The sequence below is a fragment of the Nocardiopsis lucentensis DSM 44048 genome (genome assembly GCF_000341125.1).
In the GTDB taxonomy this organism is placed as follows: Bacteria; Actinomycetota; Actinomycetes; order Streptosporangiales; family Streptosporangiaceae; genus Nocardiopsis; species Nocardiopsis lucentensis.
Map to the genome: position 1 here is coordinate 9,927 of NZ_ANBC01000589.1, position 19,946 is coordinate 29,872.

Sequence of the window (19,946 nt, forward strand, 5' to 3'; positions counted from 1 at the left end):
CACGATGATCCTCGTCGACGTCGCACGCGTCCGCCGCGGCGACTCCGCACCCCTCATCTACCAGGGCCGCCGCTTCCGAAGGCTGGTCGCCGCGTGAGCCGTGAACGCATCGAGGTCCGTGGACTCACCAAGACCTACGAGGGTGGCGACCCGCACCGGCCCACCCTGGACCGCATCGACCTCGACGTCCCGCGCGGACACTTCGTCAGCCTCATCGGCCCCAGCGGTTGCGGCAAGTCCACCCTCATCCGGGTGGTCGCCGGGCTGGAGGACTACGACGAGGGTTCGGTGCGGATCTTCGACTCCACACCCCGCCAGATGTGCGCGGCCAAGGCGGTCGGGTTCGTTCCGCAGTCGCCCGCGCTGCTGCCCTGGCTGAACGTGCGGCGCAACATCACCCTCCCCGCCCGCGTCAACCGCCGGTCGGGCAAGGGGAGCGAGAACCCCGACGCCCTGCTGCGCATGGTCGGGCTCGACGACGCCGCCCGCAAGTACCCGCACGAGCTGTCCGGCGGCATGCGGCAGCGGGTCGCCATCGCGCGCGCCTTCGGCACGCGCCCCGACCTGCTGCTCATGGACGAGCCCTTCTCCGCCCTGGACGAGTTCACCCGCGAGGCGCTCCAATGGCACCTGTTGGGGCTGTGGGAGCGGATGTCGACGACCGTCCTGTTCGTCACCCACTCGGTCCGAGAAGCGGTCACGCTCTCCGACGAGATCGTGGTGATGTCCGCCCGCCCCGGACGCGTGCACGAGGTGATCCCCGTCGATCTGCGCCGACCGCGCGGCGACGAGGTGACCGGCCCCCGCGGACGCGCCCTGGAGGACCGCGTCCGCGCCTCCCTGCGCGGCGCCTGGGAGAGCGGCGCCGCCCCCGACGACCTGATCCCGCTGTGACGGGAGGAGAGAACGTGGCCACCGTCAGCAAAGCGGCGGGTGTGGACCCCCGGACCCGATACCAGAGCCCGCCGTCCCGGAGGCGGCGGAGGAGAGGCCGCGGAGGCCGTTCCCCGCTGTCCGCGCTGTCCCCGCGCGTGTGGCTGCCCACCGTCATCGCGGTCGCGCTGGTCGGCGCCGCGTGGTCGTGGGTCGCCTCCGGGAACCCCTACATCCTGCCCGAACTGGGCGAGGTCGGCCGGACGCTGGTCTCCGACCCGACGCTGTTCGTGGAGAACGCCTGGTCCACCCTCCAGATCGCGCTGCTGGGCGTGGCCTGGGGCGCGGGGACGGCCTTCGTCCTGGCCCTGCTGATGTCGGAGATCCCCGTCCTGCGGCGGGCGGTCATGCCGCTCGCCGTGGTCCTGAACGTCACCCCCGTGGTCGCCCTCGCCCCGGCGCTGGTGGTGGCCTTCGGTTTCGGGATGACCCCGAAGGTCGTCGTCACCGCGATCGTCACGTTCTTCCCGGTGCTGATCAACGTGACCACCGGCCTGCGGTCGGTCTCGGGCCCGGTCCTGCACGTGTTCCGGACCCTGCACGCCTCGCGGATGGAGGTGCTGTTGAAGCTGCGCCTGCCCACCAGCCTCCCCTACGCCCTGGCCGCGTTGCGCGTGGTCCTGCCCCTGTCGATCGTCGGCGCCGTGGTCGCGGAGTTCGTCGCGGCCGGGTCCTCCAGCGGGCTCGGCACGATGATCCGCAACGCGGCCGCCAACGCCCAGCTGCCGCACGTGTACGCCGCCGTCGCGTGCCTGGCGACGATGGGCGTGCTCATGCTCGCCCTGACCACCCTCCTCGAACGGCGACTCCTGTTCTGGCACGAGTCGCAGCAGAGAAATCCCTCATGATCGGAGCTGTCCGCATGTCCACCCCCTTCTCCCCACCCCGGCCCCGGTACCTACGCGCAGCGGCCTCGGCAGTGACGGCGTCGGCCGTCCTGATGGTCTCGGCGTGCGGGGGGCAGGAGGACGACGCAGCACCGCAGGCCGCGGCCATCGTCGACGACGAGCGCTGCGCGACCAACCAGGACGCCGGGACGATCACCTACGTCACCGGCTACCAGTACCAGGCCTCGGTCAGCATCCTGGAGGCCATCGCCGCCGACGCCCTCGGCTACTTCGACGCGGTCTGCCTCGACGTCGAGATCCAGCCCGGCACCGGCGACACGGTCGGCAACGCCCAGTTCGTCGCCGGGGGCACCGCCCAGTTCACCTCCCTGGGCAACGAGGCGGAGATCCTCCAGGCCAACACCAACGACATCGGCGTCATCGGCATCGCCACCTACGGCCACGTGCCGATCGCGACGCTGATGACCGGCCCGGACGTCGAGGAGCTCAGCGACCTGGAGGGCAGCACCCTCGGCCACAAGGGCATGCTGCCCGCTCCCCTGGAGGCCATGCTGGTCGCCGACGGGGTGGACCTGGACGAGATCGAGCAGGTGGAGGTCGGCTACGACCCCAGCGTCCTGCCGCGCGACCAGGTCCAGGCGCTCACCGGCTTCCGCTCCAACGAGCCCTTCCTCCTGGAGGGCATGGGCGAGGAGTACCGGGAGTGGCTGCCCGAGGACTACGGCGTGGTCGGCTCCTTCGGCGTCATGGCGACCAGCCCGGAGTTCGCCGAGGAGAACCCGACCGTCGTCGAGGACTTCCTGCGGGCGCTGTCGCGGGCCTTCGACTACTGCGCGCAGGAGGAGAACGGCAGGGAGTGCGTCGAGTTCGCCGCCGAGCTGGACGGGACCGAGTACGACGTCGACCACAACCTGAACGTCTGGCAGGCCGAGAGCTCCCTGGCCGCCGGTACGACCCGGGAGGGCTCCCCGGTCGGCTTCATCGACCTGGACTCCACCGAGGCCGAGGGCGAGACGCTCGTGGCCGCCGGCCAGCTCGACGAGCTGCCGAACCTGGCGCCCCTGTTCGACCCCAGCTACCTGGAGGGCGTCCACACCAACGGAGAAGTGACCTGGCCCGCCGAGGGTCAGTGAGAGCACGGAAGTGACCAAGGAGTCTGAAGGAATGTCTGAAGCAGGCGTGTCGGCGCCCACGGAGTACGGCCTCTTCCTGCCGATCGGCAACGGCGGGTGGGTNCCCCGCACCCCGAGGCGAGTTACGAGTACAACCGGCGCGCCGCCGTCCTGGCCGAGGAGCACGGTTTCGACTTCATCATGTCGATGGGCAAGTGGCGCGGCTACGACGGCGCCACGGACCACTGGGGGCGCACCCTGGAGTCCATGACCATGATGTCGGGACTCGCGGAGGCCACGGAGCGGGTGAAGGTGTGGTCCACGGTCCACACCAACCTGTTCCACCCCGCCCTGACCGCGAAGATGTTCACCACCCTCCAGGAGATCAGTGGCGGCAGGGCCGGGCTGAACATCGTGGTCGGGTCCTACGTGGACGAGTTCGCGCAGATGGGGCTCTGGCGTGAGGAGCTGTCGCACGCCGACCGGTACCGGTTCACCGAGGAGTGGACCACGCTGGTCAAGCGGCTGTGGACCGAGGACTCGGTGACCTTCGACGGTGACTTCCACCGTCTGGACGACTGCCGGTCGCGTCCGCACCCCGACCCGATGCCGACGCTGATCAGCGCGGGCCGTTCCGAGACCGGGCTGAACTTCCAGGCCCGGCACTGCGACGGCTCCTTCCTGACCGCGTCGACCCTGGAGGGTCTGCGCGACGCCAGCCGCGACGTCCGCGAGCGGGCGGAGAAGCTGGGGCGGCGGATCAGGACGTACTCGATGCTGACCGTCGTGATGGACGAGACCGACGCGGCCGCCGAGGCCCGCCGTCTGGAGTACGGCCGGGGCGCGGACATCGACGCGATCGTCAACATGAAGCGTTCGTGGGGCCTGCCCGCCGACAAGGCGCTGTCCCTGACCGCCGAGAAGCCGGAGGACGAGGCGTTCCAGACTCCGTTCGTCGTCGGCTCACCAGAGACGGTGACGGAGCGGATCCAGGAGGTCGTCGAGTTCGCTGAGCTGGACGGGCTGATGCTGATCTTCCCGGACTACCACGCGGACCTCGCGGCCTTCGGTGAGACGGTCATGCCGCGCCTGCGGCCGGACACCGTCGCGACGCCGGCCACGGCGACGGGCCGATGACCACAGACTTCACCGCCTCCGTCCAGCGGTGAGGGACCGGGGCCGCCGTCACCCTGCGGCGGTCCCGGTCGACCCTCGGCGAGAACACACGCCACGTGACGAGCACCACACAACCCTGGGTGACGACCGAGAGAGAACCCCCAGGTCACCCTCGCCCACAGTGAGCAGCGGCCCACAAGGCCGATGCCATTGGGGTTTCGGTCCACTAGGGTCCAGTTTATGCGGCACATACCGACCCCCGATCGGGTGCGAATCCTCGGCTGATCCGACCCCCACAGCCCCTTTTCGTTACTTTCCGTACACATTCTGGACACCGACCCGACCACCCCCCACTTCCGCCGTTTCGGCTCCGCCAGCGAAACCCCGCGACCCGGGTCGACGCGAGCCCGAGACGACTACTCCGAGCGACCAAACCAGCACCCTCCAGCCACGACCATCCGCATCACCGAGCTCGCCGTGTACCGCGAACGCCTCCGTCCCCGGGGGCGCCCTCCCCCCGACACGAAGGAGTTTCCGGCCATGCCCACCCCTACCCCCCGAGCCCCGCGGCGACGGTCGAGCCTCACGTCCGCGGCCGCGGTGTCCGCCCTCTTCCTGACCACGGCCTGCGGCGGCGCGGAGGAGCCCGAGACCCCGGAATCGGCCACCGTCATCGACGACGAGCGATGCGCGACCAACCGGGCCGCCGGGACGGTCACCTACATCACCGGCTACCGCTACCAGGCCTCGGTCAGCATCCTGGAGGCCATCGCCGCCGACGCCCTCGGCTACTTCGACGCGGTCTGCCTCGACGTCAAGATCGTGCCTGGAACCGGTGACACCTTCGGCAACGCCGCGACGGTCGCCGACGGCGACGCGGAGTTCACCTCGATGGGCAACGAGGGGGAGATCCTCCAGGCCCACGAACAGGGCACCGACGTCATCGGAGTCGCCACCTACGGCCACGTGCCGATCGCCACGTTGCTGACCGGCCCGGACGTGGAGGATCTCAGCGACCTGGAGGGCGTCACGGTCGGCCACAAGGGCGCCCTGCCGCCGCCGATCGCGGCCATGCTGGTGTCGGAGGGCGTGGACCTGGAGTCGCTCGACCTGGTGCAGGTCGGTTACGACCCGTCCATCCTGCCCGAGGGTGAGGTGGACGCGCTGACCGCCTACCGCTCCAACGAGCCGTTCCTGCTGGACGCCATGGACGCGCGGTTCATCGAGTGGCTGCCGGGACAGTACGGCGTAGTGGGGTCGTTCGGTGTGATGGCGGCCGGCCCGGAGTACGCCGAGGAGAACCCGACCGTCGTCGAGGACTTCCTGCGGGCGCTGTCCTACGCCTTCGAGTACTGCCAGGGCGACGTCCGCGGCTGCGTCGAGTTCGCGTCGGAGCTGGAGGAGGAGCAGGACTACGACGTCGAGCACAACCAGCGCATCTGGGAGGCCGAGTACGAGCTGGTCACCACCTACACGACGGAGGGCGACCCGCTCGGGAGCATCGACCTCATCCGCACACAGGACGAGGCGACCGTGCTGTTGGAGAACAGCCAGTTGGAGGAGATCCCCGACCTGGAGCCGTTGTTCGCGCCGGAGTACCTGGAGTCGGTCCACCCGGCGGGCGAGGTGAGCTGGCCGCGCGGGAAGTGACACACCGCGAGGAAGCCGACGCCTCCGATCCGTCGTCGCCCGAGAGGGTGGCGGCGGATCTCTCTGTGTACGCGTACTCACTCCTTTTGTCCCCCATGTCGGGATAATGCACTCGACGAGACCGCGCGAAGAGTGCCGACACGGGAAGCGACGGATGAAGTTCGAGCTGGTAGATCCCCCCGAGCCACCGCACGAACCCCGGCAGCCCACGCCTCCGAGCGGCGTGCCTCCCGCCCCGGCGAACGTGGTTCCCGTCACGTCCCTGGCCCGGATGCGTGACCGCTCGAGCGACCACACGCGAACGATCGCGCGGGTCATAGCGTCGATCCAGCCCTCCCTGAACCGGATGAACGCCCGCATCGCCCGGGTGGAACGCGAACGGGCCGAAACCGGTCCAACACACGACGACCCCCCGGACGGCTTCCGCCCGGACCGGTTCGCCCCTCGCACGTCCCCCGCCGCACCCCAGGAGTCCCCATGAGCGGATGGAACATCGACGCCCCCGGAGTCGGCGGGGTCATCAACACGGTCATCACCCAGCTCGGTGACGGCGAGGGCAGCGGACTGGACGGCTCCGTCCGCGATGCCCAGGAGGGCATCCTCGACGCCGCCACCAGCGCCGTCAGCGCACCCGTGGAAGCGGAGCTCTTCAACCTCCTCGAACACGTGGGCGCGCTGTCCGAGGAGATGTTCGGCCGTGCCGGATCGGCGTTGGAGGGCTGCGCCGACGCGGTGGACGCCTATCTCGTCGGCAACTACGAGATGGCCGAGGAGGCCCAGCGCAACGCCGGGGTGATCGACGAACCGGACATCCCGCCGAACGTGTGACCCCGCCCTCCTCCCCCACCACCACGGAGCCCCCATGCCCCCAGTCGACGTCAGCCGGCCCGCCCCCGACACCAGGTTCCAGCAGCCCGTCGACCCCGATCCGCTGACCCTCCTCTACCCCCCGGCGATCCCCGTCCCCGGGACCGCGCCGGACTCCCTCCAGGCCGCCGCCGGCGCCATCGGCACCGCGGCCTCGGAGGTCTCGCGGGGCGCGAACGACGTCAAGACCTCCTGGGAGGGGCTGCAGCCGCACTACAGCGCCCCGGAGGCCGAGGACCTGTTCTCCGTCATGAACCTCGTCGCCCAGAAGGGCGACACGATCCAGGACGACCTGGCGGACGCGGTCGGCGCCCTGGAGGACTTCGCCGAGGCCGCCGCGGAGGCCAAGAGGACCCTGAGGAGCCTCAAAGATCAGGCCTGGGACTTCTACGAGGAGAACAAGGACGAGGAGCACTGGTCCGCCAATCCCTGGAAGGTCGGGCAGAACAGGGCGTTGAAGCTCGACGTCAACCGGGCCTGGGCCACCTTCCAGGAGGCCGAGCGCGAGTGCGCCAACCGGCTCGTGGCCGTGCACGGCGGCGACACGACCTACACGGCGGCGAGCGCGGGCGAGCCGGGGGCCAACGAGATCGTCCACGGCATCGACCCGGACGACGTCCCCGAGACCGCGTACGACCTGACCTCGTTCGACGACTGGCAGCGGCTGTGGGAGGACGCGGACTACATCGCGCGCAACTCCGCCAAGCCCTGGCCCCTGGACTGGACCGTCGACGCCTACTACGCGAACTGGGACAACTTCGGCGGCGGGATGGTCTGGGACACGGCGGTGTCCGCGGTCGCCTCGACGGGGATGTGGCGCGAGGGGCGCGGCTGGGCCGATACCCCGGGTGAGGTGTGGGACAACGCGCTCCAGCACCAGGAGGAGAAGGTCGAGGGGCTGGCCGCCCTGGCCGGGTTCTACGGCGAGGACGAGTGGATGAACCCGTTCTCCGGTCCGGACGCGTGGAACTGGGAGGGTGACACGTGGTGGGACAACGTCAGCTCCTCCTGGACCGAGGTCGGCCATGACTTCGTCCCGTGGCGGGAGTGGGACGACCGCCCGGCGTACGTGGTGTACACGGGCGCGGGCAACGTCGCGTTGACCGCGGTGGCCTTTCCGGTTCGGGGAGGAACGATCCTGGCCCGGCTGAGCAACGGGGACCTCCTCGACGGCGCGGGTGGTCGCCTGCCCGACGACGTGTCTCCGGGAGACATGCCCACCCACTGGGAGAACGGGTCGGCCAGCCTGGCCGACTTCGACCTGCCGGAGCACCTGTCACGCGGCGGGGAGGGCTACTCGGGGGCGACCTCCTCGATCGACCGGCTCCTGCGGAGACTGAGCGCGGACTTCGAGGCCCGGCTCGGGGATCTCACCGGCACCGGAGGGGGCCGGAGCGGCGACGCGCCCGCCGGCGCACCGGACCGGGACGCCTCCTCCCCGGCCCCGGTCACGGCGGCACCGGATCGTGGCGACAGCGCGGATTCGTCCTCGGGTCGGGGCGAGGACGACGAGGTGGTCGACCGGCAGGCGCAGGAGCTCGTCACCGAGCTAGAGGAGTATCTCCGGGAGAACCAGCCCGCCCTGGTCGGAGCCGGTGCCCGGATGGACGTCGGCGCCGGTACCGACATGACCGTCACCAACAGCGCCGGTGACGGCGACGGTGCCCGAGACGGATCGTCCGACAGCAGGGGGGTCACCGTTCATGAGAGCAGCTCACAGACGGAATCCAGCGGCACCACCGTGCGCTCCGGGACGCTCACGACGCCTGGTCCTTCCGGCCCCTCCGGGCTTCATCGGCCTGAGCCGAACCATGCGGGTGGCCCAGGAGGAAGCAGTTCCGACTCGAACGCAGCAGAACCAAGATTCGACCAGAACGGCAACCGGATCAGGGGGCCAGAAGAATCTCCCCAACCGAAACCGACCAGGCGATTCGGCGACGGGGTGGACCTGGAGCCCAACACAAGATATGAGGTCAAAGACACCAGAGGGAACCCACGAGGAACGTTCATCACTGACAACAACGGAGACATTCGAGAGATCATAACGGAATCCGATAGGAATAAATCAAGACATCCCGAACTACGCCGGCCAAGGCCGAACGCAACTTACATTGTCAATGGACGGATCTACCAGACCGACTCGGAGCTGAGGACCACCTATGTCGAGGCCGAACTAACCCCAGGCGACCACGTTCGGAACAAAAAAGAGCAAGAATACGTCAACAGCCAGGGAAGGCAATACTACGAAGAACTGAACAGGAGACTCCAAGCAGATTTCAAAGAAAATCCCGAAGACTATCCTGGGCACACCGAGGCACCGCAATACGAGCAAGCACAATGGAATGGTGGACACCTCGTCGGCGCAGCGGAGTTCGACGGATTTGGGGAACGCCTCAACCAGGCTCCCATGCTGGAACACGTAAACCAAAGCCGCCCCACACACCCAGGGATCAGCGGAAGCTTCCGGAATCTCGAGGTCGCCTTCGAAGCACTACTCTCTGGTGACGCAGGCCAGATCCGGAACATGGAGGACACTCCAGCATGGCAAGAACAGATTAGAAAATGGCAGGAGAACATAGACAATGGACCAACCCCTCCTAGAATTAGAGTGGAGATCAGGAATATCTTCGACCCTTCGATGGAAACTTTCGAGATCAAGAGACCACGCTCCACGAAAATCCTTCCCCCACCCCCATCCGAGATTAGAGTAGACTGGACCCTCAACGGAGTCCCACAGAGGCGCATGAGATACCCCAACGTGCCAAGGCTCAGATAGGAGAGACGGCATGCTTCCCAAAAAGGGACATCTCGACATGGTCGATCAACAGGAACTCTTGACGGAAATTGGCAGGGATATCCTAAAATCAGCCCCTGAGAACTGGCATGAAATCGTCTACTCGGTGTATGCGATCGCGACTAATATCGAAGAGGAACTGATCGTTCACTACCCAGATGGCTCCCAGACTCCGATCCATATTCCGCATGGCACATCCACAAACGTAGGCGAACTCCGACGAGGGATGTATCAGGAAGGGAAGGGAACCTGGTTCTCCATGAAGTACACCATCTTCCGCCCAGGGAAGTTCAAGAGTGAATTCAACTACGACAATCCTCCCGAATTCCTCTTTTCCCCAAGCAATGATAACTACGCGCAGGAACTAAAGCACTTTCCCCGGGGCGAGGAACACATCCCCGAGTGGCTGCGTGAGAAGCTCCGGGAAGCCGACGGGCGGGGCTGAAGGCCAAGGCACCGATCTGACACCGCCAAGGACCCTGCCACTCACCTGCGGGTGGGGGTGGCTACGTGTGTCCGGCGCTCACCCTCCGGCCGCCGCCCCCAGGTACGTCAACTGCGCCCGGATGGCGGCCATCGCCCGCTGCGCGTTCCCAGCCCCCTCCGGGACCGGGTACCAGGCCGCCTGACGCCCGCCCTCACCCAGGACCGTCCCGCCCAGCGGACCGGCGACCGCCTTCCTCCCACCGACCCGGTGCACGCCGTCCGGGCCGACGGCCATCCCCAGCGGGACGGCCAGCCCGTGCCAGCGGGGCTCGTACGTGACGTCGGCGCGCCCCCGGATCCAGCGGACGTGGAGCACGTCCAACAGGTCCCGGGCGGCGAGCGTCCCGACCAGTCCGGGCAGCGCGTCGGTCGGCAGGTCGACCCCGTCCTCGAAACCGACCGCCATGGTGATCCGCTCGGCGGCCCGCTCGCCGTTCCACGTCACGCGGACGCTCCCGGAGAACGGGTGCCCGACGCCCCGGGGTCCGGAGAAGTGCGTCACCGTGGGCCTGGGCACGCGGTGCCGGGCCAGGCGGACCAACCGCTCCGGCTCCCACGCCGCGAGCGCGGGCTCGTGCGGCCCCCAGCCCACGGGAACGCATCCGGCCAGGTGCTCGGTGACCGCCTCGACCGCCCGTCCCAGGGGCGGCGCGAACGGCTCGCGGTGTTTCACGGACAGGTCCAGGACGAGCTGCGCTCCCAGGGGCGCGTCGTCGAGGAACCCCTCCGGCGGGACCGCCGCGTCCTCCCCCGGCAGGGGCACGTACGCGTGCTCCGCGTCCCACCGCAGGGGATACCCGCTGATCCCGTCGAAGTGCGAACCGTCCTCGGCGCGCACGACCCACCTGGCCCTCGGCGACGTGACGAGCGTGCGCAGGGCGTGGGTGAGCCGCGCGCCCCTCGGGGTGAGGATCTGCGCGACCGCGCCCCGACCGGCGGGCATCGCGTCGGAGATCCACGAGGACAGTGGGACGACCTCGCGGTCCTGGGCGATCACGATCGCCTCGGCCGCGGCGCGTTCGACGGCGGGGTGGTCGGTCTCCTCCCACTCCGAGGGGTCACCCGGCCCCGAGGTCCACACGCTGCCTCCCGACCGCAGCGCCAGGGCGTCGGCCACGCGGTGCGCGGTCTCCCGCCCGGCCTCGTCCGGGCGGGCCCGCACCTCCACCCACCAGCACGGGTCCGGCATGCCGACCGCCGCGTCCGCGCCGAGCAGGCGGACGACCTCGTCCCGCGCCTCCACGCGCTGCGAGCGCTCGACCGAGGCCAGGAGGCGGCGGTCCGCGTCGCGGATCTGGAGAATCCCGCCGTCGTGCAGGGGACGGACCCACAGGTCGGGGCCCGCCTCGTTCAGGGCACGCGAGATCGCCCGCATGTCGGGGTCCTTCGCCAGCAACGCCACCACGTCGTAGGTCAACGGTTCTCTCTCCGGGCCGGTCGTGCACGTCCCGGGGAAGCATAGACGGGGCACACGACGCCGCCGCGAACCGTCCTGTCGGAGCCGTGCGCCAGAGTGGACCTTCGCAGGTCCCGACGAAGGCGAGGAGTCACCGTGGCGATCACGAACGAGCGACTGGCAAAGCACCCGTTCCTGCGGGCGATGTACGCGGACGGCTACTACCCGGACCACGTGGTGGACAAGGGGAGGGAGATCCTGGTGCGCCTGTGCGAACGGATCGAGGCGCAGCGGCCCGCGGACCTGGCGGCGCTGTACCGGCTCACGCACGGCGCGACGAACGAGTTCAACGCCCTGGAGCCGGAGTTCGAGGCGGCGGGCAGTGAGATCGAGACCGTGGCGCGCGAGGCCATCGCCGAGGAGTTCTGGATCGTGGCGTCGGCCTACGGGTTCGCGGACGCCGATGTGGAGAAGCTGATCGCGACCCGGGAGTGGTGACGTCCGCCCCCGGCTTTCGCGCTCAGGTGCCGATGCCGTCGACACCCAGCGGTTCTCGCAGGTCGACCCGGTAGTCGTGCATCCACCCCCGTCCGCCGGACCGCCCGGCGATCGCGAACACCACCCTGAGCACGAGGTCGCGCACCGCGAGCGCCACCGGGTTCGGGGAACCGCCCTTGCGGCTGCCCTGCTTCCTGCCCTCGGCGGCGATCCGCTCCACGCGGTCACGGCGCAGCGACTCGTACCCTCCCAGCGCCTCGGGGAGACCGTCGACGTCGCGTAGGCACTTGGCGAGGACCAGCGCGTCCTCCGCGGCGAGGGAGGCCCCCTGCCCACTGGAGCTGGACACCGCGTGCGCGGCGTCGCCCAGCAGGACCGCCCTTCCCCGGTGCCAGCGCGGCAGGGAGGGCACGTCGTCGATCCCCAGAGGGCGGAAGCACGCGGGGTCGGCGGCGGCCAGGATCGTCGTGATGTCGGAGAGGTCCCCGGAGAACAGGTCGAGCGTGAACCGCTTCCACTCGTCGTCGGACCGGGCGGCGATCCGCTCCCGCGTCATCTCCTCGTGCGCGACGTTGACGAACCACAGGACCTCCTCGCCGGGCACGGCCTGGTAACCGAAGAAGGCCCTCCGGCCGAACACCATGCGCATGGTCGCGTCCGGCGTCGGGGCCACCTCGACCGGGGGCGTGTGCCCCCCGATGTTCAGCAGGCCGGTGTACTCCGCGCGGGGAGCCCCCGGGTCCATGAGGCCCCGCACCCGGGAGCGGATCCCGTCGGCGCCGATCAGCACGTCCCCCTCGGCGGTCGTGCCGTCGGCGAACTCCGCGACGACCCCGGCCGGGGTCTCGGTGTAGCCGGTGAACCGCTTGCCGTACTCGATCCGCACCCCGTGGTCGCGGGCGGCCTCGGCCAGGGCCCGCTGGAGGGCGTCCCGGCGGACGGTGACGGTGCGCAGGCGGTCCGGACCCTTCTCCGACCCGTCCCCGACCAGGCCGAGTCGGCGCCCGGAGGCGTTGACGAGTTCGATGCGGCACGTGGAGTCGGCGGCCACCGCGCGGACCGGCTCCAGGAGTCCGAGCACCTCCAGCGCGGCCAGCCCGTTGGGAGCCAGGGTGAGGAAGGAGCCGAGGCCGTCCCCCGGGCCGGAGTGGGCCTCGTACACGACGGCCTCGATGCCGACCTCGCGCAGCGCGACGGCGGCGACCGGCCCCGCCACTCCTCCTCCGATGACCAGTGCCTTCCGCATCCCCGTGCTCCCTTCGGGTCAGTACTGCCCGTTAGTCATAATATGACTATACATAGAATGACCATGGATTCAAGCCCCGCTTCCCTGGTCTGAGAGGTCCGTTCGATGCCCCCGCGCACCCACAAGCGTTCGCCGCTGGCGGTCCAGTTGCTCCTGTTGCTGTTGGAGGAGCCGATGCACGCGTACCGGATGCAGCAGCTGATCAGGGAGCGGCACAAGGACACGGTCGTCAACATCGCGCAGCGCAACAGCGTCTACCAGACCCTGGACCGGCTGCTGCGCGACGGACTGATCGAGGTGCACGAGACCGAACAGACCGGGAACCGGCCGCGCAGCACCACCTACCGGATCACCGACGAGGGCCGCGAGACGCTCCTGTCCTGGCTGCGCACCATGCTCTCCACACCGGCGCGGGAGTTCCCGGAGTTCCCCGCCGCGCTCGCGTCACTGCCCGCGCTGACCCCGGAGAGCGTGCGGGAGCTGCTCGACGGGCGGGTGGCGAAGCTGCGGCGCACGCTCGCCCGGATGGACGACGAGAAGCGGCTGACCGACGGGATGGGACTGCACCGCGTCTTCACCATCGAGGACGAGTACCGCCGCGCGATGGTGGAGGCCGAGCTCGCCTGGGTGATGGCGGTCATCGCCGACCTCGTCGAGGGCCGCCTCACCTGGCACCGGTGACCGCCGACTCGGTGACCCCGACCAGCGCCTCCTGGCCGCGATCAGCCTCCGGCCCTGGACCGAGGATCGGCCCCGTCACGTCTTCGTCCGGTTCTCCGCCGGAGGCAGGAGGAGGAGTCCCGGCTGGAGGAGCGTTCCTGACCCGGCCCCTCCGCCAGCGGACCCGGACGCGTCAGTCGAACTCGCGCAGGAGTTCGGCGACGCGTTCGGGCTGCTCGTGGAGGGCGATGTGGCCGGCGCCCTCCAGGACGCGCACGTCGGTGTCCAGCAGACGGCGGGCGGGGCCGTGCAGCCGAGCGGGGGAGAAGAAGGTGTCGTCGGACCCGGTGGCCACGGTCCTCGGGGTGTCCGACCACGGACGCAGGCACTCCATGGTCAGCGGTCCCGGCGCGAGGCTGGTCCGGCAGTGCCGCCCGACCAGGGTCATCCACGGGGCGAGCGGGTGGATCCCCGCGCTGACGTACTCCGGCCCGCTCATGGCGTTGAGCAACCGGGTGCTCTTGCTGTCGCGGGGCCCGATCATCCACGGCAGGACCGCGCGCATCACCTCGGGGGTCAGCCCCGCCGCCGTGAGCCCCGCCGGGCAGACGAGCATCAGGGCCCGGGTCAACGGGGAGGGTTTGGCGGCCAGGGCGATCGCGGCGCCGAGCGAGTGCCCCAGCACGATGACCGGCTCTTCGGTGAGCTGCGGCAGGATCTCGTCGAGCCAGGCTCCGTAGGCGGCGGTGCGCGGCGCCTTGGGTCGGACACCGCAGCTGAGTCCGGGCTGGCCCGGGACGTCGACCGAGATCACCGTCCGGTCGCGCGACAACACGCGCAACGGCTCGACGGAGCTGGCGGTGTTGAAGTTGGTGCCGTTGAGGACCACCACCGGGGTGCCCGTTCCCCCTGACGCCCGGAAGGCCCGCGTACTGCCGAGCTCGGAGGAGACGGTGGGAAGCGAAACGAGCCCGGGCCACCGGGCGATCTCCTCCTCGCACCAGTCGCGCACGGTCCGCGCACCGGATTCGGATCGGTAGACGTGCGCACCACGCACGTGGGAGTCGAGCATCAGCCGCCTGGTTTCCAGATAAGGGTGTTCAACGCCGACCAGTCTTCCCGGCACTCCACCTTCGGACTGTACGCGGGTGACGCGCGTCACGCCATACCCGTCCCGTCCGGCCCCACCAGCTCGAACGCGTCGGCCCCGAAGACGGATCACAGCACGACTCCGGCGACTCATGGTAATCGTGAACCCCGGGTGACCGTCGGGCACCATTCCGCCCCGCAGCCGATCCCGACACACAGACCCCCAGTGGGACGTGCGTCACATTTCCCGTGCCCGGAACACGAACATCAAAGCCGTACTTTTCGGGTAGGAGTCCCGCAGCCGTCGGCCAATCCGATCCGACACGCCCACGGGAGCGCACGCAGTGGTGGACATCACCGGGGAAGCCTCGGACGGTAAGCCCGATTCCTTGACATATGATGCGTGGTGCCTGTTATCACAGAACCTGATGTCCGCCGTGTAGACACCGGGGGGAGAACAGGGACGCGGCTGGACCAGCAACCAACCAACCCGTTGGTCATAGTCACGGGCGGTGATCCCCACCGCCGCCGTCCACCCCGTTCCCCGATGCCGACGCGGCTGCCCGCGTGCCCACCGACAGAATCGGATCCGGCGCGAACACATGCCCTCTGGGCTGGACATCTCCACAAGGGTCCGTGAACATGGGCGGGGCGCCGAGCGCCTCAGGTGTGCCGGGAAGACTGGTCGGCGAGTCCCTGTCGAGTCACGTCCTGGAGAGTCGCACATGAGCATCGACCCGATCGAGCACCCCACTCCCTCGAGCCCACTGCTCAGCCGCTTCGCCGACACCCTGCGCAGCGACAGCGTCGGCGGCTTCATCCTCATCGGCGCGGCCCTCCTGGCCCTCCTGTGGATCAACTCGCCCTTCGGCGAGGCCTACGAGCACCTCCGTGAGATCCGGTTCGGACCCGAGTCGCTCCACCTGAACCTGACCCTGGAGACCTGGGCGGCCGACGGCCTCCTCGCCATCTTCTTCTTCGTCGTCGGCAACGAGCTCAAGCAGGAGTTCGTCAACGGCGAGCTACGCAATCCACGGCGCGCCGCGCTACCGATCGTCGCCGCCATCTGCGGCATGGTCATCCCCGCCGGGATCTACGCCGCGGTCAACTTCTCCACCCCGGAGACCATGTCGGGCTGGGGTATCCCGATGGCCACCGACATCGCCTTCGCCGTGGCGATCCTCGCCGTCGTCGGCCGCTGGCTCCCGACCGCCCTGCGCACCTTCCTGCTGACCCTGGCGATCGTGGACGACCTGGGCGCCGTCATCGTCATCGCCGTCTTCTACACCTCCGGCATCGACTTCGTCTCCCTGGGCCTGGCCGCGGTCGGCCTCGCCGTCTTCGGCTACCTCCAGCGCGGCAAGGGCCTGGCCGCCAAGCTGAACGCCTCGTTCATCCCCAACTGGATCGTGTACATCCCGCTGGCCGTGGTCATCTGGGTCCTCGTCCACGAGAGCGGCGTGCACGCCACCATCGCCGGTGTGGCCATGGGTCTGCTCATGCGCACCACCAAGCACGAGGGTGAGCACCACGACCCGAGCCACGGCGTCGAGCAGATGCTGCGTCCCTGGTCCGCCGGTCTGGCGCTGCCGATCTTCGCCTTCTTCTCCGCCGGTGTGGTCTTCGACAGCATGGGCGCCGTGTTCACCGACCGCGCCGGGCTCGGCATCATCCTCGGCCTCGTGGTCGGCAAGGTCGTCGGCATCGTCGGCGGCTCGTGGGTGATGACCAAGCTGACCGCCGCCGAGCTGAACCCCAGCCTCAAGTGGATCGACCTCGTCGGCATGTCGCAGCTCGCGGGGATCGGCTTCACCGTCTCCCTGCTGATCACCGAACTGTCCTTCACCGACTCGCCCGAGCACCTCACCCACGCCAAGTCGGGTGTGCTCATCGCGTCGCTGATCGCGACCGTTCTGGCCGTGGTCATCCTGGGCGCCCGCAACCGGCACTACCGCGGGCAGGCCGCGGTCTCCCCGCCGGAGGGGGCGGGCAAGAGTTCCTGACCTGGCGTCACGGCATCGCGGCGGCCCCGTCACCCGGTTCGGGTGGCGGGGTCGCCGCGTTCGTCAGGAGTTCGTTCCGTGGTCCCACTCCCCGAACGCCGAGCGCACGTGGCACACCCGGCTCGGCGGGTTGACCTCCAGGGAGAACGCGGTCACGTCCGCGCCGTCGACGCCCTTGAGGGTCGTGTACGCCACCGAGAGCCGATCGACCAGGTTCTCCCGGCCCCCGCTGTGCACCGTGCCGTCAGGCCACAGGTAGGCCCACGACCCCTCCGGGGTGCCGAGGTAGACGATCCGGCCGTGGCCGCCCGCGAAGGGGCGGACGCCCGCACCGATCCGGACGCCTGGCAGCATCAGCATGAGGCACGTCAGAAGGTCGCCCTCGACGACCTCGTCCGAGGTGAACGGCACGACGTCGGTCGCCTCCGGTCGACGACCCAGACCTGGGAAGTCGGGATCGGGCACACGCTGGGTGCGGTCGTGCATGAACCTCGCGCCGAGGGCGAACGGCCCACGCGCGCAGGTCCAACCCGTCTTGCGGAGAGCCACGACAGGGGTGTGCTGCCAGTGCGAATGCGCGGCCCACGGGGTCACGATGAGGGATTCCAGCCCTACCCGATCGAGCCAGTCCACGGGAACCCGCGATACGGAGCACGTGGCGATGAGCGCGTCGTAGGTGTCCGTGCCGGGGGCCTCGGTGCCCGTGATGACCCGTACCCTCGTTCCGGCCAGGCGTTCCCGGGCGGCGGAGGCCACGTCCGGGTCGATCTCCACGCTCGTGACCGCCCCCGTCGGACCGACCAGACTGGACAGGATCGCCGCGTTCCACCCCGTGCCGGTGCCGATCTCCAGCACCCGCGTCCCCGGCCTGATCCTCGCGGCGGCGATCATGTCCGCCATCAGTTGGGGGGCCGACGACGATGAACTGGGTTCGTTGCGCGGACCTGACCCCCCGTCGTTGGCCTGTGTGGTCACCGCGTCGTCGGCGTAGACGATCCGCGCCCACCGTTCGGGGTCAGCGGTACGGAACAGCGGCAGGCCGGTCACGCTCGGCCAGATCATGTCGGGGATGTACCGGTGTCGAGGGTGAGCGGCGAACGCCGCCCGGATCTCCTCTGACGTCTCCAGACCGGCCACGAGCCGGTCGTGCAGGTCGTTGAGGTTCACTTCTCACCCGTCCCGTTACAACCGGGGCAGCTCATGAGGATCTCCTGGCTGTCCCAGTCGTCCTTGTCCTTGCCGTCGTGCCTGGCGACGATGGTGCCCTCACCCTTACACATGGAGCACTTGGCCATGAGTTCCTCTTCTCTACCGGGTTTCGTGGTCGTGTTCGTCGGCGACGTCCGCCCAGCGGGCGCGGTCCATCCGCAGGGCGTTCGCGAGGGCTTCGTTGGTCAGGGAATGCCGCAACCCGCAGACCCGGGTCAGGTAGCGGTAGCACTCGTTCCAGTCGCCCTCCCGGCCGTCCACGAGCCAGCGGGAGTTTCCGAGGTAGGCGACCGCGTGGCGGGTCATGGCGTCGCCTCCGACCTGGGGCGGGGCACGTACCGGGTCAGGTGCAGGCGCACGCCCAGGACTTCGAGGGTGTCGACGCGGACGACGTCGTCGGCGTCGGGTCCGTGCACGGCGATCCAGGCGTGGCCGCCGTCGTGGGCCCGCCGGATTCTCCAGCCGGGATGGCGCTGGCGGAGGTCGGCGAGGGCGGTCTGTTCGGGCACATCGAAATTCGCCATGAGGCCCAGCTCACACCTCGGTAACGGTGTGTCGCGACCCAATAACCAGCTCGTGCAAGCTTCGTAAAGTCCGTGACATGGAGGGCAACGACTTTTGCACGGCGCTCACGATCGCACGCAACAACGCGGGCCTCAGCAAGGCTCAGCTGGCCCGAAGAATCCCTTGCTCTCCTGGCCTGATCACCAAGTGGGAGCAGGGAAAGCATCTACCTAGCTGGGATAACGTCGCACGGCTGGATGAGGTGTTGGGGGCCCGGAATCAGCTGGTGCACCTGTGGCAGGTGGCGATGACGGGGTCGTTGTTGAAGCCGTGGGAGGACTCCATCCCGGAACTGGAGCAGGGGTCCCACACCATCGAACTCGGTTCCCCCTGGGTGATACCCGGCTTGCTTCAGTGCCCGGCGTACATGGCGCTCATGCTGAGGGAAGGCCGCTTCCCGGAAACGGAGGTGGAGATCAAACGTGAGGTATCCACACGTAGCGGAAGGTACGATGCGCTCGCCAAGAATGGGTCGCCGTGGGTGACAGCCGTGTTCCCGCTGGGGGCACTGGCCTGCCTACCCGACGATGTTCGTCGGGACCAGGTGGAGCACCTGTTGAAGCTGATCAGTGGCGGCCGGGTGGAGGCTCACCTGATCCCTGACCGAACCGTGATCGGCCTGGTCTCACCGATGTCCGTCTTCCGCCTTCGTGATGGGCGAGTGGTCACGGCCAGCGAGCACAACCGAGGAGTTGTCATCCACTCCGACCCCACAGGAGTGGAACGGATGACCACCCGGTTCACACGGGTGCTGGGCTCCGCACTACCGCCCCGCGAATCTGTGGAGAAGATGAAGGAGATAATGGCGTGAACGACTGGCACAAATCGAGCTACAGCCCAAGCGGCTCTGAGTGTGTTGAGGTCAGAGAGCACGAGAACGGCGCGGAGGTCCGCGACACCAAACACCGCGAACACGGCGCGCTGGCCTTCGGCACCGAACAGTGGGTCAGACTGCTCGCCAGCCTCACCCGCTGACGCCCTCGGTGCCCCGTGAACGGACACACGTCCACGGGGCACCAGCAGAGCCCCTGCGTGCCGCTCACACCTGCCCGTACAGCATCGGCGGGTCGATCAGGCGGATATCAGAAGACACGGACGCCGCCGCGCGGGCCTTGTCGTTGAACCCGCCGCCGCTGAAGCAGAGCAGCCGCGTGTGTGTGGTGTCGTAGCGCCCGGCCCGGGTGATCAGCTCGCGGATATGCCGCAGGCGCTCGATATGGGCGGCGCCCATCGCGTCGTTCCACTTGGCCTCACCGATGGCGAGCAGCGGGGGCTTGCGGCTTCCGTCGGCGACCCCGATGACGGCGACGTCCACCTCGTGACCGGTCCTCGCCTTCGGGTCGTGCACAACGCCGTGCCCGACACGGGCCGGTAGCCCTCCGATCAGATCGGGGTCGGCGTGGTGCAGGGCCCACTCACGGCAGACCTGCTCGAAGTGCGGACCCAGGACGTTGCTGACGAAGCGGCGGGGGGGC

21 protein-coding genes and 1 pseudogene (1 of these 22 only partly in view) are annotated in these 19,946 nt (G+C 69.1%); 14 read left to right on the top strand and 8 right to left on the bottom strand.

The window, feature by feature from the left end; genetic code table 11:
• The 9 genes from D471_RS35380 to D471_RS41950 form a co-directional block, all read left to right on the top strand.
• Nucleotides 1-8 carry the end of a flavin reductase family protein gene (locus D471_RS35380; RefSeq protein WP_449406572.1) on the top strand. The gene continues 310 nt to the left of window position 1, outside the view, so 8 of the gene's 318 nt are visible here — the last part of the coding sequence; its start codon lies off the left edge, out of view; it ends in the stop codon at nt 6-8.
• An 85-nt stretch (nt 9-93) separates the two neighbouring features.
• Nucleotides 94-894, top strand: coding sequence for an ABC transporter ATP-binding protein (locus D471_RS0120875; protein WP_017600423.1), 801 nt, complete (start codon nt 94-96; stop codon nt 892-894).
• Between the two features lie 41 nt (nt 895-935).
• Complete coding sequence (locus D471_RS0120880) at nt 936-1,781, top strand: ABC transporter permease (protein ID WP_083924275.1); 846 nt, start codon at nt 936-938, stop codon at nt 1,779-1,781.
• A 14-nt stretch (nt 1,782-1,795) separates the two neighbouring features.
• Nucleotides 1,796-2,914 (top strand): ABC transporter substrate-binding protein, encoded by a 1,119-nt coding sequence (locus D471_RS0120885; RefSeq protein ID WP_026127925.1) that lies wholly within the window; start codon nt 1,796-1,798, stop codon nt 2,912-2,914.
• Nucleotides 2,915-3,010: 96 nt separating this feature from the next.
• Nucleotides 3,011-4,030 carry an LLM class flavin-dependent oxidoreductase gene (locus D471_RS35385; protein ID WP_017600426.1) on the top strand — a complete coding sequence of 340 codons (1,020 nt, stop codon included), beginning with the start codon at nt 3,011-3,013 and terminating at the stop codon, nt 4,028-4,030.
• A 519-nt stretch (nt 4,031-4,549) separates the two neighbouring features.
• Nucleotides 4,550-5,659, top strand: a complete 1,110-nt coding sequence (locus D471_RS0120895) for an ABC transporter substrate-binding protein (RefSeq protein WP_026127926.1) — start codon at nt 4,550-4,552, stop codon at nt 5,657-5,659.
• A gap of 477 nt (nt 5,660-6,136) precedes the next feature.
• Nucleotides 6,137-6,487, top strand: coding sequence for a DUF6507 family protein (locus D471_RS0120905; RefSeq protein ID WP_017600429.1), 351 nt, complete (start codon nt 6,137-6,139; stop codon nt 6,485-6,487).
• 34 nt (nt 6,488-6,521) lie between these two features.
• A complete protein-coding gene (locus tag D471_RS37750; protein ID WP_017600430.1) occupies nt 6,522-9,302 on the top strand; it encodes a hypothetical protein in 2,781 nt (926 codons plus the stop codon).
• Nucleotides 9,303-9,312: 10 nt separating this feature from the next.
• Nucleotides 9,313-9,765, top strand: coding sequence for an antitoxin YezG family protein (locus D471_RS41950; protein ID WP_152486385.1), 453 nt, complete (start codon nt 9,313-9,315; stop codon nt 9,763-9,765).
• 78 nt (nt 9,766-9,843) lie between these two features.
• Here D471_RS41950 and D471_RS0120920 read toward each other — a convergent pair whose 3' ends face one another.
• Entirely contained in the window at nt 9,844-11,223 is a 1,380-nt protein-coding gene (locus tag D471_RS0120920; RefSeq protein ID WP_017600432.1) for a DUF6177 family protein, read from the bottom strand.
• Between the two features lie 135 nt (nt 11,224-11,358).
• On the opposite strand from D471_RS0120920, the gene D471_RS0120925 reads away from it, so the two are divergent.
• Nucleotides 11,359-11,700, top strand: coding sequence for a DUF5713 family protein (locus tag D471_RS0120925; RefSeq protein WP_017600433.1), 342 nt, complete (start codon nt 11,359-11,361; stop codon nt 11,698-11,700).
• A gap of 22 nt (nt 11,701-11,722) precedes the next feature.
• Here D471_RS0120925 and D471_RS0120930 read toward each other — a convergent pair whose 3' ends face one another.
• Nucleotides 11,723-12,946 (bottom strand): FAD-dependent monooxygenase, encoded by a 1,224-nt coding sequence (locus tag D471_RS0120930; RefSeq protein ID WP_017600434.1) that lies wholly within the window; start codon nt 12,944-12,946, stop codon nt 11,723-11,725.
• A 105-nt stretch (nt 12,947-13,051) separates the two neighbouring features.
• On the opposite strand from D471_RS0120930, the gene D471_RS0120935 reads away from it, so the two are divergent.
• Nucleotides 13,052-13,627: a PadR family transcriptional regulator gene (locus D471_RS0120935; RefSeq protein ID WP_017600435.1), complete on the top strand. Its 576-nt coding sequence runs from the start codon at nt 13,052-13,054 to the stop codon at nt 13,625-13,627.
• Nucleotides 13,628-13,799: 172 nt separating this feature from the next.
• Here the strand turns inward: D471_RS0120935 and D471_RS0120940 are convergent, their stop codons facing one another.
• The gene (locus D471_RS0120940; protein ID WP_017600436.1) at nt 13,800-14,678 is read right to left on the bottom strand and encodes an alpha/beta fold hydrolase; all 879 of its coding nucleotides are present in this window, start codon (nt 14,676-14,678) and stop codon (nt 13,800-13,802) included.
• Nucleotides 14,679-15,420: 742 nt separating this feature from the next.
• Between D471_RS0120940 and nhaA the strand changes: the two genes are divergently transcribed.
• On the top strand, nt 15,421-16,698 hold the full coding sequence (gene nhaA, locus D471_RS0120945) for a Na+/H+ antiporter NhaA (RefSeq protein WP_017600437.1): 1,278 nt from the start codon (nt 15,421-15,423) through the stop codon (nt 16,696-16,698).
• Nucleotides 16,699-16,761: 63 nt separating this feature from the next.
• On the opposite strand, the gene D471_RS0120950 is transcribed toward nhaA, so the two are convergent.
• From D471_RS0120950 to D471_RS0120965, 4 genes are read right to left on the bottom strand one after another with little or no spacing between them, the layout of a single operon-like run.
• Nucleotides 16,762-17,865, bottom strand: a complete 1,104-nt coding sequence (locus tag D471_RS0120950; protein WP_017600438.1) for a methyltransferase domain-containing protein — start codon at nt 17,863-17,865, stop codon at nt 16,762-16,764.
• Nucleotides 17,862-17,993 carry a hypothetical protein gene (locus tag D471_RS42340; RefSeq protein WP_017600439.1) on the bottom strand — a complete coding sequence of 44 codons (132 nt, stop codon included), beginning with the start codon at nt 17,991-17,993 and terminating at the stop codon, nt 17,862-17,864. The genes D471_RS0120950 and D471_RS42340 overlap by 4 nt, the downstream gene beginning before the upstream one ends.
• Before the next feature lie 13 nt (nt 17,994-18,006).
• The gene (locus D471_RS0120960; RefSeq protein WP_017600440.1) at nt 18,007-18,213 is read right to left on the bottom strand and encodes a hypothetical protein; all 207 of its coding nucleotides are present in this window, start codon (nt 18,211-18,213) and stop codon (nt 18,007-18,009) included.
• Nucleotides 18,210-18,431, bottom strand: a complete 222-nt coding sequence (locus D471_RS0120965; protein ID WP_026127927.1) for a hypothetical protein — start codon at nt 18,429-18,431, stop codon at nt 18,210-18,212. The genes D471_RS0120960 and D471_RS0120965 overlap by 4 nt, the downstream gene beginning before the upstream one ends.
• Nucleotides 18,432-18,508: 77 nt before the next feature.
• On the opposite strand from D471_RS0120965, the gene D471_RS0120970 reads away from it, so the two are divergent.
• Entirely contained in the window at nt 18,509-19,282 is a 774-nt protein-coding gene (locus tag D471_RS0120970; protein ID WP_083924273.1) for a helix-turn-helix domain-containing protein, read from the top strand.
• On the top strand, nt 19,279-19,446 hold the full coding sequence (locus D471_RS38560) for a DUF397 domain-containing protein (RefSeq protein ID WP_017600443.1): 168 nt from the start codon (nt 19,279-19,281) through the stop codon (nt 19,444-19,446). Before D471_RS0120970 ends, D471_RS38560 begins: the two co-directional genes overlap by 4 nt.
• 64 nt (nt 19,447-19,510) lie before the next feature.
• On the opposite strand, the pseudogene D471_RS0120980 reads toward D471_RS38560, so the two are convergent.
• Nucleotides 19,511-19,946 (bottom strand): annotated as a pseudogene (locus D471_RS0120980) (ATP-binding protein); the annotation flags it as partial.

Coding starts and splice junctions, on each gene's coding strand:
- nhaA (WP_017600437.1), top strand. CDS start 15,421: ATGAGCATCGACCCGATCGAGCACCCCACTCCCTCGAGCCCACTGCTC.
- D471_RS37750 (WP_017600430.1), top strand. CDS start 6,522: ATGCCCCCAGTCGACGTCAGCCGGCCCGCCCCCGACACCAGGTTCCAG.
- D471_RS0120905 (WP_017600429.1), top strand. CDS start 6,137: ATGAGCGGATGGAACATCGACGCCCCCGGAGTCGGCGGGGTCATCAAC.
- D471_RS0120940 (WP_017600436.1), bottom strand. CDS start 14,678: ATGCTCGACTCCCACGTGCGTGGTGCGCACGTCTACCGATCCGAATCC.
- D471_RS0120930 (WP_017600434.1), bottom strand. CDS start 12,946: ATGCGGAAGGCACTGGTCATCGGAGGAGGAGTGGCGGGGCCGGTCGCC.
- D471_RS0120935 (WP_017600435.1), top strand. CDS start 13,052: ATGCCCCCGCGCACCCACAAGCGTTCGCCGCTGGCGGTCCAGTTGCTC.
- D471_RS0120965 (WP_026127927.1), bottom strand. CDS start 18,431: ATGGCGAATTTCGATGTGCCCGAACAGACCGCCCTCGCCGACCTCCGC.
- D471_RS41950 (WP_152486385.1), top strand. CDS start 9,313: ATGCTTCCCAAAAAGGGACATCTCGACATGGTCGATCAACAGGAACTC.
- D471_RS0120895 (WP_026127926.1), top strand. CDS start 4,550: ATGCCCACCCCTACCCCCCGAGCCCCGCGGCGACGGTCGAGCCTCACG.
- D471_RS0120960 (WP_017600440.1), bottom strand. CDS start 18,213: ATGACCCGCCACGCGGTCGCCTACCTCGGAAACTCCCGCTGGCTCGTG.
- D471_RS0120970 (WP_083924273.1), top strand. CDS start 18,509: ATGGAGGGCAACGACTTTTGCACGGCGCTCACGATCGCACGCAACAAC.
- D471_RS42340 (WP_017600439.1), bottom strand. CDS start 17,993: ATGGCCAAGTGCTCCATGTGTAAGGGTGAGGGCACCATCGTCGCCAGG.
- D471_RS0120885 (WP_026127925.1), top strand. CDS start 1,796: ATGTCCACCCCCTTCTCCCCACCCCGGCCCCGGTACCTACGCGCAGCG.